Source organism: Streptomyces sp. NPDC037290 (genome assembly GCF_055603245.1).
Genome location: NZ_JBVJVZ010000007.1, coordinates 268740 through 281785, shown reverse-complemented (window position 1 = coordinate 281785; position 13046 = coordinate 268740). Strand labels below are relative to the sequence as shown.

Annotated in this window: 17 protein-coding genes, 1 tRNA gene and 1 pseudogene; 16 read left to right on the top strand and 3 right to left on the bottom strand. The window is 71.3% G+C overall.

All coding sequences use genetic code 11. The features are described 5' to 3' along the window. The first annotated feature begins 51 nt into the window (after positions 1–51). The 3 genes from ACZ7HQ_RS25550 to ACZ7HQ_RS25540 all read left to right on the top strand — a co-directional run bounded on the left by ACZ7HQ_RS25550 (position 52) and on the right by ACZ7HQ_RS25540 (position 1330). The gene (locus tag ACZ7HQ_RS25550) at positions 52–729 is read left to right on the top strand and encodes an HdeD family acid-resistance protein (protein WP_470994155.1); all 678 of its coding nucleotides are present in this window, start codon (positions 52–54) and stop codon (positions 727–729) included. Between the two features lie 96 nt (positions 730–825). After that, the gene (locus ACZ7HQ_RS25545; RefSeq protein ID WP_470994154.1) at positions 826–1155 is read left to right on the top strand and encodes a hypothetical protein; all 330 of its coding nucleotides are present in this window, start codon (positions 826–828) and stop codon (positions 1153–1155) included. A gap of 52 nt (positions 1156–1207) precedes the next feature. Then, positions 1208–1330 carry a hypothetical protein gene (locus ACZ7HQ_RS25540; protein ID WP_470994426.1) on the top strand — a complete coding sequence of 41 codons (123 nt, stop codon included), beginning with the start codon at positions 1208–1210 and terminating at the stop codon, positions 1328–1330. 235 nt (positions 1331–1565) lie between these two features. Here the strand turns inward: ACZ7HQ_RS25540 and ACZ7HQ_RS25535 are convergent. Further along, a pseudogene (locus tag ACZ7HQ_RS25535) lies at positions 1566–1727 on the bottom strand (helicase HerA-like domain-containing protein); the annotation flags it as partial. Between the two features lie 255 nt (positions 1728–1982). On the opposite strand from ACZ7HQ_RS25535, the gene ACZ7HQ_RS25530 reads away from it, so the two are divergent. Together ACZ7HQ_RS25530 and ACZ7HQ_RS25525 are read left to right on the top strand one after the other, a co-directional pair. Next, entirely contained in the window at positions 1983–2279 is a 297-nt protein-coding gene (locus tag ACZ7HQ_RS25530; RefSeq protein ID WP_004943146.1) for a type II toxin-antitoxin system VapB family antitoxin, read from the top strand. A 105-nt stretch (positions 2280–2384) separates the two neighbouring features. After that, entirely contained in the window at positions 2385–3017 is a 633-nt protein-coding gene (locus tag ACZ7HQ_RS25525) for a LytR C-terminal domain-containing protein (protein ID WP_470994151.1), read from the top strand. Between the two features lie 60 nt (positions 3018–3077). Here ACZ7HQ_RS25525 and upp read toward each other — a convergent pair whose 3' ends face one another. Further along, positions 3078–3713, bottom strand: coding sequence for a uracil phosphoribosyltransferase (gene upp / locus ACZ7HQ_RS25520; protein WP_470994149.1), 636 nt, complete (start codon positions 3711–3713; stop codon positions 3078–3080). 104 nt (positions 3714–3817) lie between these two features. Between upp and ACZ7HQ_RS25515 the strand changes: the two genes are divergently transcribed. The 9 genes from ACZ7HQ_RS25515 (at position 3818) to ACZ7HQ_RS25475 (ending at position 9395) form a co-directional block, all read left to right on the top strand. After that, positions 3818–4024: a hypothetical protein gene (locus ACZ7HQ_RS25515; protein WP_470994423.1), complete on the top strand. Its 207-nt coding sequence runs from the start codon at positions 3818–3820 to the stop codon at positions 4022–4024. 299 nt (positions 4025–4323) lie between these two features. Continuing rightward, a complete protein-coding gene (locus ACZ7HQ_RS25510; protein ID WP_470994420.1) occupies positions 4324–4857 on the top strand; it encodes a tRNA adenosine deaminase-associated protein in 534 nt (177 codons plus the stop codon). Positions 4858–4892: 35 nt separating this feature from the next. Then, complete coding sequence (tadA, locus tag ACZ7HQ_RS25505) at positions 4893–5348, top strand: tRNA adenosine(34) deaminase TadA (RefSeq protein ID WP_470994417.1); 456 nt, start codon at positions 4893–4895, stop codon at positions 5346–5348. 57 nt (positions 5349–5405) lie between these two features. Beyond that, positions 5406–5490, top strand: a tRNA-Ser gene (locus tag ACZ7HQ_RS25500). A gap of 314 nt (positions 5491–5804) precedes the next feature. After that, a complete protein-coding gene (locus ACZ7HQ_RS25495; RefSeq protein ID WP_470994147.1) occupies positions 5805–5984 on the top strand; it encodes a hypothetical protein in 180 nt (59 codons plus the stop codon). 10 nt (positions 5985–5994) lie between these two features. Next, complete coding sequence (locus tag ACZ7HQ_RS25490; RefSeq protein ID WP_470994144.1) at positions 5995–6288, top strand: Dabb family protein; 294 nt, start codon at positions 5995–5997, stop codon at positions 6286–6288. A gap of 174 nt (positions 6289–6462) precedes the next feature. Continuing rightward, the gene (locus ACZ7HQ_RS25485) at positions 6463–7311 is read left to right on the top strand and encodes an RNA polymerase sigma factor SigF (protein ID WP_470994141.1); all 849 of its coding nucleotides are present in this window, start codon (positions 6463–6465) and stop codon (positions 7309–7311) included. 327 nt (positions 7312–7638) lie between these two features. Next, the gene (locus ACZ7HQ_RS25480) at positions 7639–8577 is read left to right on the top strand and encodes an RNA polymerase sigma factor SigF (protein WP_470994140.1); all 939 of its coding nucleotides are present in this window, start codon (positions 7639–7641) and stop codon (positions 8575–8577) included. A 38-nt stretch (positions 8578–8615) separates the two neighbouring features. Beyond that, positions 8616–9395 (top strand): hypothetical protein, encoded by a 780-nt coding sequence (locus ACZ7HQ_RS25475; protein ID WP_470994137.1) that lies wholly within the window; start codon positions 8616–8618, stop codon positions 9393–9395. Between the two features lie 27 nt (positions 9396–9422). Here ACZ7HQ_RS25475 and ACZ7HQ_RS25470 read toward each other — a convergent pair whose 3' ends face one another. Continuing rightward, positions 9423–9623, bottom strand: coding sequence for a hypothetical protein (locus ACZ7HQ_RS25470; protein ID WP_470994136.1), 201 nt, complete (start codon positions 9621–9623; stop codon positions 9423–9425). Between the two features lie 206 nt (positions 9624–9829). Between ACZ7HQ_RS25470 and ACZ7HQ_RS25465 the strand changes: the two genes are divergently transcribed. Then, positions 9830–10336 carry a MarR family winged helix-turn-helix transcriptional regulator gene (locus ACZ7HQ_RS25465; protein ID WP_470994133.1) on the top strand — a complete coding sequence of 169 codons (507 nt, stop codon included), beginning with the start codon at positions 9830–9832 and terminating at the stop codon, positions 10334–10336. 85 nt (positions 10337–10421) lie between these two features. Further along, entirely contained in the window at positions 10422–12920 is a 2499-nt protein-coding gene (locus ACZ7HQ_RS25460; protein ID WP_470994414.1) for an MFS transporter, read from the top strand. Positions 12921–13046 lie beyond the last annotated feature (126 nt).

Sequence of the window (13046 nt, the reverse complement as noted above, 5' to 3'; positions counted from 1 at the left end):
TACGGGCCCTCCCCGATGGTGGCCCCCACCCCGCCGGTCCAAGCATGGACCATGACCGAGGCACCCAACAGCGGCCCGGAGTGGGGCCGCGAGTACGACGACCAACACGCCCACGCGACACAGCCGCCCGGCGGTCCGCAACCGCGCCACGAGGCCGAGCCACCGTTCGAAGGGCCCCTGCACGCCCTGTCCCAGGCCGCCTGGCAGACGGTGCTGGTCACCGGGATCGCCTCCCTGATCCTCGGCGTCCTGGTCCTGATCTGGCCCGGCCCCTCCCTGCTCGCCGCCGGCATCCTCTTCGGCGTCTACCTCGTGATCAGCGGCATCTTCCAGCTGGCCTCCGCGTTCGGCACGCACAAGACGACCTCGCTGCGCGTGCTGGCCTTCATCAGCGGCGCCCTGTCGATCCTGCTCGGCCTGTTCTGCTTCCGCGGGCCCATGCAGTCGATCCTGCTGCTCGCCCTGTGGATCGGCATCGGCTGGCTGATCCGCGGCATCACCCAGACCCTGGCCGCCCTGCACGACTCCCGGATGCCCGCCCGGGGCTGGCAGATCTTCCTCGGGGTCATCACCTTCATCGCCGGGATCGTGCTGATCGACTCGCCGTTCCGGTCCGTCGCCGTGCTGACCCTTGTCGGCGGCATCTGGCTGGTCGTGGTGGGGATCACCGAGATCGTCACCGCGTTCGGCATCCGGGGCCGGGCCAAGGCGGTCCCGCGGACGGTGTGACACCGGCGTCAACACCGTGCCGCATTCCTACGCCGAGCGGGCGGATCTCGCGCCGGAGATGCAGCATGTGCCGCCCGCGGCGGGGACACACCCGCTGTGAGCAGGAGCGCGAGCCGTCCCCGCAGCCGGATCTGGCTGCGGGTGCTCGTGCTGCTCCTCGTCCTGTGGATGCCCGGCGTCCACGTGCAGGCCCAGGCGGCCCCCGCGCTGGGCGTGTCGGCCGAGAGCTTCGAGGACGACGGCACCGACGCCCTCGACATGCTCGTACGGCCGTCCGCCCGCACCGTCCACCGGGCCGACGTACCCGAGCGCCCCGCGCCCCTGCCCGACCCGGCGCCCGCCCGGCCGACGCCCCGGACCCGTGCGGTCCCGCCCCGGGTGCCGTACGCCCAGCCCCTGCTGCGCACGGTGGTCCTGCGCTGCTGACAGACCCGCGTCCCCGCGACAGGTCGGTCGGCTCGACGCAAGGAGCACAGTCATGCCCATGGATCCCTACGCCGTCCTGCGCGCCCTGGTGCGCGCGGAGGCCAGACGTGCGACGGCACCCAGGCCGGAGCAGAAGAAGGAGGCGCAGCGGCCGCCCGAGCAACAGGGCCGCTGAACCGGTGCCGGCGGGGGCGGGCCACCGCCTCCGCCGGGCCGTGCCGAACAGCGAGCGCGGCTCCTGCCCCGCGGCCCGCGGAGCCTTCGGGGACGGTGGCTGCCGCTCCGGCGCGGCAGCGCTCAGCTTCGCGTACGCCGACTCGCGGTCCACAGCCTGTGCATAACGGCCGGGGAGTGCGGAAGCGTGGACAGCCCGGTCCAGTTCCGCCGCGTCCACCGGGCCCAACAGGGGCGTCCTCGGCCGTACGGAGGAATTCGCCGTGTCGAACTCCGGCTGGCCGAAGAAGTCCGCCACGCCCTGCGCCTCGAAGGCCGTGAGCGAGCGCAGGACCCCCGGCCGTGGCGCTGGACAGGCCGCCGGTGCCGCCCGGTTCGGCCTTTCCCTCGTCCGAGGTGCAGGTGCCGTCCCCCAGGAGCGCGCCGAGGTCGAGGGCGGGGCCCGTGAAGGCTTGTCCGGTGGCGGTCTTGCGCGCCTCGGCGGGAAGACCGGCGGCGCCCCAAAGAGCGGCGGACGGCACGGTCTCGCTGTCGCTCATCTCCGGCCCGTCCTCCCGGCATCAGCCCATATGACCCTTTTGCAGCATCTTTTCAAGCGGTGCACTCCGCCGCCATGGCTGCGCCCGGAAGGTCTTGACCGGTAGGCTTTCCGTGTGATCTTCAAGCGCATCGGAAACGGCCGGCCGTACCCCGACCACGGCCGGGAAAGCACCCGGCAGTGGGCGGACGTCGCGCCGCGCCCGGTCCGCCTCGATCAGCTCGTGACCACCAAGCAGCAGCTCGACCTGGAGACCCTGCTCGCGGAGGACTCGACGTTCTACGGCGACCTCTTCGCACACGTCGTGAAGTGGCAGGGCGACCTCTATCTGGAGGACGGGCTGCACCGCGCGGTCCGCGCCGCCCTCCAGCAGCGCCAGGTGCTGCACGCACGCGTGCTCGAACTCGACTGACCCGGCGCGGCACGGCCGTTGGCCCTTGACCCTTTCGGGTTCCGCTGAGCGGCATCGACTGATCATCTAATAGGCATCGCCGCTCGCGCGCACTACGCTGCGCTCATGAGCATGCTGACTCCCCCCGGCATGGGCGGCCAGTACCGGATCACGGGGGACAAATACCCTCGGATGCGTCCGCCGCGCCGACGCGGCAGGCTCGTGGCCGCCGTGGTGGCGTCCGTCGCCGCCCTCGGCCTGCTCGGCTGGGGCACCCTGCAGCTCATCGACGTCTTCACCGGCGGCAAGAAGGGCACGGTGACCGCTTCCAGGGCGCGGTGCCGGACCAAGGCCGCGCCGGCGGCCCAGGTCAGGACCCTGCCCAAGCCCGGCGACATCACGGTGAACGTCTACAACGCCACCCAGCGCACCGGGCTGGCCAAGGACACCGCGGACGCGCTGAAGAAGCGCGGCTTCAAGATCGGCACCGTGGGCAACGCGGCCGCGGAGTTCGACAAGAAGGTCAAGGGCACCGGGATGCTCCTCGGCCCGGCCGACGCCCGGAACACCTCGCTGGCGGTGCTCGGCGCCCAGCTCTCCGGCGCCGAACAGCGCACCGCCGCCGGCCGGAAGGGCGCCGCCGTCGACCTCGTCATCGGCGACGCCTACAAGGGCCTGGCCACGCCGGCACAGGCGAACCAGGCACTGACGGCGCTGAGCGCCCCGAAGCCGACGGCCTCCACCGAGAAGAGCTGCTGAAGAGCCGCACGGCGGCGCGGGGCTGTGTCCCGTGTGCGGCTCCGCCGCGCGGGCGCGAACCTATTCGGCGGCGCCGTACAGGCGGTCCCCCGCGTCCCCGAGCCCCGGCACGATGTACCCGTGCTCGTTGAGGTGGTCGTCCACCGCCGCCGTGACGACCGTGACCGGCGTGCCCGCGAGCTCCCGCTCGACGACCTCGACACCTTCCGGCGCGGCCAGCAGAACCACCGCGGTCACGTCGTCCGCACCCCGCTTGATCAGCTCCTGGATCGCCGCGACCAGCGTGCCGCCCGTGGCCAGCATCGGGTCCAGGACGTACACCTGGCGGCCCGAGAGGTCCTCCGGCATGCGCGAGGCGTAGGTGGAGGCCTGCAGCGTCTCCTCGTTGCGGATCATGCCCAGGAAGCCCACCTCGGCGGTCGGCAGCAGCCGGACCATGCCGTCCAGCATGCCGAGGCCGGCGCGCAGGATCGGCACGACCAGCGGGCGCGGGCGGGCGAGCTTGACGCCGGTGGTGCGGGCGACCGGCGTCTGGAGGTCGACGGCCTCGGTGCGCACGTCGCGCGTGGCCTCGTAGGCGAGCAGGGTGACGAGCTCGTCGGCGAGCCGGCGGAAGGTCGCGGAGTCGGTGCGCTGGTCGCGCAGCGTGGTGAGCTTGTGGGCGACCAGGGGGTGGTCGACGACGTGGAGACGCATGCCCCTAACGGTACCCGCGCCCGGCACCCCGCCGACCCTGGCGTCGGACCCGCCGTCCGAGGGAAAGTGGGAGGGACGGACTGGGGTGGTGTGACGTGCCTGAACTGCCTGAGCCGCCCGGTGACGCGGGCGGCGATCCCGGGATAGCCGGACCCGCCGCGCCGGAGACGGACGCCGAGCGGCGCCGCCGCCGCGCCCAGTTCCTGCGCGACCTCGCCGAGGCACGCGCGCTGCGCGCCCGGGTCCAGCCGCGACGCGCCAAGGCGGCACGGCTGCGCCACGCGATGCGCATGCGGACGTTCCGCTGGTAGGGAGGAACCCCTTGTGACCCCTGTGAGCACGACACCGTAGGGAAGTTCTGGGTAAGTAAGATCCGCGCGTGCACCGGCGTTTGCCAGGTGGGCATGCGTGAGTGCCGGGAAAAGCCGCGTACGATCCGCAGGTGGCGGCAACGAACGCTCAAGACACAGGGAGCCGAAGACGTCCCCTGAAAGCCTTGTTTCTGCCACGATTCCGAGTGGGTGGGGCTCGGAGCCCAGCTCTCTCCGCCCAAGTACCTCCGCCGGGGGGACCCCCAACCGGCACGCCTATGACCAGTGGGAGAGTCACGGTGTACTTCGCCGCACTGCTCGCGCGCACCGAAGACGGGTGGGAAGCGAGCGACACAGAGCTCGACGATGTGGAGACCCTGTCGGATCTCGCCGACCTGGCCCGGGAAGCCTCTCCCGAGGAGGACACGGTGCTCGTCCTGATCGAGCAGGAGGACGCCTGGTTCGGCGTCGTCCGCGTGGACGGCGAGGACGACCCTCGCATCTACGTCTCGGACGCCGCCGCCGCCCAGCGCAGCGCGTACGGCGAGCTGCTGCTCACCGACGAGCTGCTCGGCCGGGAGCCGGGTGCCGACGACGGCCCCGACCTGGACTCCCTGGACCTCGACGGCACGGAGGACGGCGAGTCCGAGTCCGACGAGGACGACGAGGAGGGCGGCGCCGACGCGGTCCCGCACAGCCCGGTCGGCGACAGCCGGATCCTCGACGACCTGGGCATCAGCGAGAAGGAACTGCGCTCGCTGGACGCCGAGGACGCGCTCAGCTCGATCGCCGAGGCGCTGGGCGCCTCGGAGGTGCTGGAGACCGTCCGCTGACCGCACCACAGGAGCCGTGGGGCGCCGTGGATCCGGTGCGCGACCGCTGGCGGACCGCCATACGGCTCGCCCTGGACGAGGCCGAACGGGCCGTCCGGGGCGGGGACGTCCCCGTCGGCGCCGTCGTACTGTCCCCGGACGGTACGACGGTGCTCGCCACCGGGCACAACGAGCGCGAGGCCACCGGAGATCCCACGGCCCACGCGGAGGTCCTCGCGATCAGGCGGGCCGCCGCCCGGCTCGGCCAGTGGCGGCTGACCGGCTGCACCCTCGTGGTCACCCTGGAGCCGTGCACGATGTGCGCGGGCGCGATCGTCCAGTCCCGCCTCGACCGGGTCGTCTACGGCGCCAGGGACGACAAGGCGGGCGCGGCGGGCTCGCTCTGGGACGTGATGCGCGACCGGCGCCTCAATCACCGTCCCGAGGTCGTCGAGGGAGTTCTCGCGACGGAGTGTGCGCGGCTTCTCACCGAGTTTTTCCGGGACCGGTGACGGGGCCGCCGAATTCCGATTTCAAACCACGCCCCACCTTGCTGTAAGGTCTCCCTCGGTAGCGTGTCCGAGCGGCCGAAGGAGCTCGCCTCGAAAGCGAGTGTGGCGCAAGTCACCGAGGGTTCAAATCCCTCCGCTACCGCTCGAAGAAGGGCCCCGTCGAAAGACGGGGCCCTTCGTGCGTCCCAGAGGAGGGGACACACGGGAGCGGACCCTCAAGTGCGCGCGCCCTCCGGGGGGATTCGGCGGCCCGCACCCCGCAGTCGGGGCCCGTCCCCGCCCCGCGGATTCCTGCCGGACCCGCGGGGCTCCGGCTCCGTCCTGCCGGGCGCGTGCGCCGTCGGGGCCCGGCAAAGGACCTCGGGCGGAGGGCCGTTGGTCCTCTCAAAGGGGTGCGAAGGTTACACTCGCCGCCGGCAGCAGGGGCCCACAGACGCAAGCACAGGGGAGGCCGCGGTGGCGGTGAACGCCAAGAAGATCGCCATATACGTGCTCGTGGTCTTCGCGCTGTACGTGATCATCACGGACCCGCCCAAGGCGGCCCACTACGTCCAGATAGTCTTCGAGGGCATATCGGACGCGGCCAAGGCCGTGGGCGACTTCATGACCTGGGTCGCCAACGGAGGAAAGAGCTGAGGTACACCCCATGATCCGCCACCTGGTCCTCTTCAGGCTCAACGAGGGTGTCGAGCGCGACGATCCGCGGGTCGTGGCGGGCGTCGACGCCTTCAGGGCGCTCGGCGGCCAGATCGAGGAGCTGCGCTTCTGGGAGTGCGGCTGGAACATCAGCGACCGGCCGATCGCCCACGACTTCGCGATCAATTCGGCCGTCGAGGACAGCGACGCCCTCAAGCGCTACCTGGAGCACCCGGCCCATCAGGCGGGCGTCGCACTGTGGCGCGAGTTCGCCACGTGGGTGATCGCGGACTACGAATTCTGAGTCCCCCGCGGCAAGAGCCCTCCGCCGGAACGGCGGGGGGCTTTCCTGCTTTTTACGCCCCAACTTGTCATTGTTTGTGCACAACACGGCGTTATGCGGTGCTTGCACACAGTGCACATCTCTTGTGATGCTATGACCACTTTTGACGGATGATTGATCGATGAAGAGGTGGCGTTGACCGTGTCGGCCAGTACTGCGCCGCCCCAGGAGGAAGCGGCCGCTCCCGCGCCCGGACCCGCTCCCGCGGCCCCCGAGAAGCGGCGCGGCGCCGACACCCGAGCCCTCACCCAGGTGCTCTTCGCCGAGCTGAAGGAGCTCACCCCGGGCACGCCGGAGCACAACCGGGTACGGGGGACGCTGATCGAGGCCAACCTCCCGCTCGTGCGCTACGCGGCCGCCCGCTTCCGCTCCCGCAACGAACCGATGGAGGACGTGATCCAGGTCGGCACGATCGGCCTGATCAACGCCATCGACCGCTTCGACCCGGACCGTGGGGTGCAGTTCCCGACCTTCGCGATGCCGACCGTGGTCGGCGAGATCAAGCGGTACTTCCGGGACAACGTCCGCACGGTCCACGTGCCCCGCCGGCTGCACGAGCTGTGGGTCCAGGTCAACAGCGCCACCGAGGACCTCACCACGCTCTACGGCCGCTCGCCCTCCACCGCCGAGATCGCCGAGCGGCTGCGGATCACCGAGGACGAGGTGCTGGGCTGCATCGAGGCGGGACGCTCGTACCACGCCACCTCACTGGAGGCCGCACAGGAGGGCGACGGACTGCCCGGCCTGCTGGACCGGATCGGCTACGAGGACCCGGCCCTGGACGGCGTGGAACACCGCGACCTGGTCCGGCATCTGCTCGTCCAACTCCCCGAACGCGAACAGAGAATCCTTCTTCTGCGCTACTACAGCAATCTCACCCAGTCACAGATCAGCGCGGAACTCGGCGTCTCCCAGATGCACGTATCCCGGCTCCTCGCCCGCAGCTTCCAGCGGCTGCGCTCGGCGAATCGCATCGACGCATAGAAGGTCTCGGGGGGAAGCACGGCGGGGCGCACGGGAGCACACCCGGGAACACCCCCTGCATCGCAAACCCGCTCGATCCCTCACCACCGCGAGCGAATCGCTCACCTGCGCAGATGCCGACAGTTGAGATCCGAAAAAGCGTCAGACCCCTTCTTTCCAGGGCGGATTCGCATCTCGCATGTCGACATGTCACTACAGCGTGTTGCCGACATGTGACATTCTGCCGGAGACGCGTTTGCCGGGCCTTCGGCGCCGGTATTCAGGTGAAGGCTGCGTTGCTCGAAAGACGACGCCGCCCCGACCGTCCCGCGACCCAAAGGGGGTGGCATGTCCGCAGACCAGGGCAGCTCGAAGGTGCTGACGCCCGCGATGAGCGAGGCTGCGCCCAAGAAGCTCGACGCTTTCGACGTCCTCGACGGCATCGAGGGCGTCACGGCCCTCGACGCCGCGCCGACCCCGCCCGCCCAGGCGGCCGCCGAGGTTCCGGCCCCGCCGGCCTCGGGGGACATCGACACCCGCACCCTGTCCCGCTCCCTGTTCCTGCGGCTCGCCGCACTCGACGAGGACAGCCCCGAGCGGGCCTACGTCCGGGACACGCTGATCGAGCTGAACCTGCCGCTGGTCCGCTACGCGGCCGCGCGCTTCCGCTCCCGCAACGAGCCCATGGAGGACATCGTCCAGGTCGGCACCATCGGCCTGATCAAGGCGATCGACCGCTTCGACTGCGAACGGGGCGTGGAGTTCCCGACGTTCGCGATGCCGACGGTGGTCGGCGAGATCAAGCGCTTCTTCCGGGACACGTCCTGGTCGGTGCGCGTCCCGCGCCGCCTGCAGGAGCTGCGCCTGGCCCTCACCAAGGCCAGCGACGAGCTCTCCCAGAAGCTGGACCGCTCCCCGACGGTCACCGAGCTGGCCGCGGTGCTCGGCGTCTCCGAGGAGGACGTGGTCGACGGCCTCGCGGTCGGCAACGCCTACACCGCCTCCTCGCTGGACTCCCCGGCCCCCGAGGACGACGGCGGCGAGGGCTCGCTCGCCGACCGGCTCGGCTACGAGGACACGGCCCTGGAAGGCGTGGAGTACCGCGAGTCCCTGAAGCCCCTGCTGGCCAAGCTCCCGCCCCGGGAGCGCCGGATCATCATGCTGCGCTTCTTCGCCAACATGACCCAGTCCCAGATCGGCGAGGAGGTCGGCATCTCCCAGATGCACGTCTCCCGGTTGCTGACCCGGACCCTGGCCCAGCTGCGCGAGGGCCTGATCTCGGACTGACCCTTCAGTTCTGACACTCCGTCAGCCAGACTGACCCGATGCTGCGAGCGACAGGGTCGGGCAGGGCGGCGGGGACGACCTGGACACGTGGCCGCCGGGGCGCCGTTACGGCAGCGTCGGCGGCCGTCGTCGTCCTGGGCGGGGTACTGGCCGCCTGGGGGGACCACGGCCCGGGCGGCGGATACGTCGCGGTCGGCTCGGCGGGCGGTCCGGGGAAGCGGAGCGCGGCGAGCACACCGACGGGTTCGGTGTCACTGGTGCCGCTGGCCGGCCAGAGCGGAGCGCACGGCGGCGGCACGAGGGGCAACCCGCCCGCGCCGGCGCCCGGTTCACCACGGGCCGCCGGCGACTCGACCACCCCCGGCGGCCCGCAGCAGCCCACACCGTCACCGGACACGCCGAAGCCGTCCGGCGGCACGGGTGACGACCAGGGCAGCCCGGGCGGTCGTACGGAACCTCCCGGCGCCTCGACCTCGCCCGTCCCGGCTCCCGGCCACAGCACGGCACCCGCGCCGGCCCGTCTCTCCTGGGGAGAGCCGGTGACCGAGGCGACGGACAGGCGCTGGTGCCAGAAGGTGACCGTCGCCCTGCGCAACTCCGGTGGGACAGCCGTGCGTTCGGGCTCGGTGAGCTTCGGGACGCACGTCATCGGCGCACTCGGCATCGACTGGGGGACGGTCACCTCGACGGTGGACCTCCCGGTCCCGATCGCTCCGGGCGCGCGCAAGGACCCCACGTGGACGGTGTGCACCGACGCCTGGCGCGTGCCGCTCGGCATGCACATCGAGACGCGGGACGTGTCCGTCGAGTGGAGGTGACCGCCGCCGGCGTGCCCCGGGGGCGTCCTACTTCAGCGCGAGCCAGGCGACGCCGGCCACCACGGCCAGGGCCACGATGACACCGATGATCACGCCGATGCGGGGGCCGGAGGGAGCGGCGGCCGCCTGCGCCTGGCGCCCCTGGGGAGCCTCGTCGACGAACGCGCGGAACATCTGGGTGCTGCCGGCGGGGTCGTAATTGCCCTGGGGGCCCTGGGTGTTAGCCATGGCCCGAGACACTAGCGAATCCACGTGTCCGACCCAAGTGCGGGGCCACCGGGACAGAGAGGGGCACCTCACCCGCACCGACCAGCGCGTTTACGTTTGCAATACTTGCCTTTGCCAAGTTTTTGCGCCCGCCATCCCTGATTTGTTTGCCTGCAGCAACCAAACAGCTGCTATGGTTGCCCCAAGCAACGAATACGGGAGGTGTGATGGCCGAGCAGGCGCAGTTCGAAGAGCTGGCGCGTCAGCTCAGCGCCGTCGGAGCCGTGAAACGGGACATGGGGCGGATCCTGCCGCCCGACTGCCCGGCCGGCTCGGCCGCCGTGCTGACCCTGCTCGGCCGCCACGGAGACATGCGCATGAGCAAGCTCGCCGAGCTGCTCGCCGTGGACATGTCGGTCACCAGCCGGCATGTCGCGCACGTCGCCGCGCGCGGCTGGATCGAGCGGCACCCGGACCCCGCGGACAAGCGCTCGCGCATCCTGCGCCTGACGCCCGCGGGACTGGGGCAGCTCGAGGAGCTGTCCCGGCGGACCACGCATCTGCTCGCCGAGCGGCTCGCCGACTGGACCGACGACGAGGTGGCGCAGCTGATCCGGCTGATGTCCCGCCTGCGCGAGTCCTTCGGCGACTGCCGGTCCACCGCGCTCCGGCACCTGGCCTCCGTGGCCGCTCCCGTAGTCGAAGAGACCACCCGTACACCCGCAAGCACGTAAGAAAAGGAAGCCCATGGCAACGACCACACCAGCCGGTGTGCGGGCTCACGCCAAGCACGGGGGAGGCTCCCACGGCGACGCCCCGATGACGCACCGGCAGATCATGGAGGCCCTGTCCGGGCTGCTGCTCGGCATGTTCGTGGCGATCCTGTCGTCCACGATCGTCTCCAACGCCCTGCCGCACATCATCGGCGACCTCGGCGGCGGCCAGTCCGCCTACACCTGGGTGGTCACCGCCGCCCTGCTGTCGATGACCGCGGCCACTCCCCTGTGGGGCAAGCTCGCCGACCTGTACAGCAAGAAGGCTCTCGTCCAGATAGCCCTGGTCATCTACGTGGTCGCCTCGATGGCGGCCGGCCTGTCGCAGAACCCCGGCATGCTGATCACCTTCCGGGTGTTCCAGGGCATCGGCGTCGGCGGTCTGTCCGCCCTGGCGCAGATCGTCATGGCGGCGATGATCTCCCCGCGTGAGCGCGGCCGCTACTCCGGCTACCTCGGTGCCACCTTCGCCGTCGCCACCGTCGGCGGCCCGCTGCTCGGCGGTGTCATCACCGACACCTCCTGGCTGGGCTGGCGCTGGTGCTTCTACGTCGGCGTGCCCTTCGCGATCATCGCGCTGATCGTGCTGCAGAAGACCCTGCACCTGCCCGTGGTCAAGCGGGAGGTCAAGGTCGACTGGGGCGGCGCGACCCTCATCGCCGCCGCCGTCTCCCTGCTGCTGATCTGGGTCACCTTCGCCGGTGACAAGTACGACTGGCTGTCCTGGCAGACGTACGCGATGGTCGGCGGTTCGGTCGTCCTCGGCGCGCTGTTCGTGCTGGTCGAGTCCAGGGCGAGCGAGCCGATCATCCCGCTGCGCCTGTTCAGGAACCGCACCATCACGCTGGCGTCGCTGGCCTCGCTGTTCGTCGGTATCGCGATGTTCACCGGCACGGTGTTCTTCAGCCAGTACTTCCAGCTGGCCCGCGACAAGTCCCCGACGATGTCGGGCGTCATGACGATCCCGATGATCGGCGGCCTGTTCGTCTCCTCCACCGTCTCGGGTCAGTTCATCACCCGTACCGGCCGCTGGAAGGCGTGGCTGGTCAGCGGTGGTGTGCTGGTCACGGCCGGCCTGGTGCTGCTCGGCGGCATCCGGTACGACACCGACTACTGGAAGATGGCCATCTTCATGGCGCTGCTGGGTCTCGGCATCGGCATGATGATGCAGAACCTGGTCCTCGCCACGCAGAACCAGGTGGCGCCGTCCGACCTCGGCTCGGCCAGCTCCACGGTCACCTTCTTCCGCTCCCTCGGCGGTGCGGTCGGCGTCTCCGCGCTGGGTGCCGTGATGTCCCGCCGGATCACCCACTACGTCCAGGACGGCGTCGCCGCCCTGAGCCCCAAGTACCAGGCCGCGATGGCCGGCAGCTCGGGCTCGACCGACAGCATCCCGGACATGGACAAGCTCCCGGCGCCCATCCGGACGCTGCTGGAGAGCGCCTACGGCCACGGCATCGCCGACGTCTTCTTCATCGCCGGCTGCCTCGCCGCCGTGGCCTTCCTGATCACGCTGTTCATCAAGGAGGTCCCGCTGAAGACCAAGGGCGCGCTCGCCCAGGCCGCCGGCTCCGAGGCCCCCGTGGCCGCCCCGGCCGCCGCCCCCGTCGCGACCCCCGCCGAGAACGCCGTGGAGAACGCCGTGCAGGAATCCGCACCGCAGAAGGTGCCCAGCTGGGCCGAGCCCGCCCTCGCGGCGGACCGCTTCCAGGAGGCGCCCGCCAGCGCCGCGGCCACCCGGCAGCCGACCGCCGTCGCCACGCTCGCCGGGCCCGGCACCGGTGGCGGCACCCCGGTGCACGGCTTCGTCCGCGGCGCCGAGAGCGCCCCGGTCCCGCAGGCCGCGGTCACCCTGATCTCGCTGTCCGGCCGCCAGCTGGGCCGCGCGGTCGCCCAGGCCGACGGTTCCTACGCCGTCGACGCCCCCGGCACGGGGTCGTACGTCCTGATCGCCTCCGCCGACGGCTACCAGCCGCAGGCCTCCACCATCATGGTGGGCGAGGAGCCGCTGCCGTACGACATCCTGCTCAGCGGCACCAGCGGACTGACCGGTGTGGTCCGGGCCGCCGGGAGCGCGCTGCCGGTCAAGGACGCCATGGTGATCGTCACCGACGTCCGCGGTGACCTGCTGGCCACGGCCGCCACCGGCGAGCAGGGCGACTTCGCCTTCACCGACCTGGTGCCGGGCATGGTGACCATGGCGGTCAACGCGAGCGGGTTCCGGCCGCGCGCACTGCCGGTCGAGGTCGGCGCCACCGGGGTCACCCGGATCGAGGTCGACCTGGACGCCGGCGCCCGCCTCCAGGGTGTCGTCAAGGCGCCGTACGGTCCGCTGGCCGACGCCCGCGTGACGCTCGTCGACCAGGCCGGCAACGTCGTCGGCACCGCCACCACCGGCTCGGACGGCGCGTACGCCTTCACCGACCTGGACAGCGGCGAGTACACCGTCATCGCGACGGGCTACCCGCCGGTGGCGACGGCCCTGACCATCTCCGGCACCGGAGTCGACGGCCACGACGTCCAGCTCGCCCACCCCGGCGAGTAGTTCCACCCGGCCCGGGGGGGGGGGGGGGGGGGGAGGAGGGGGGGTGGGGGGGGGGGGGTGCTCGCCGCACCACATGGAAGGATGTTGGGGGAGGAAAAGAGAGGGGGAAGGCGACGAACAACGACG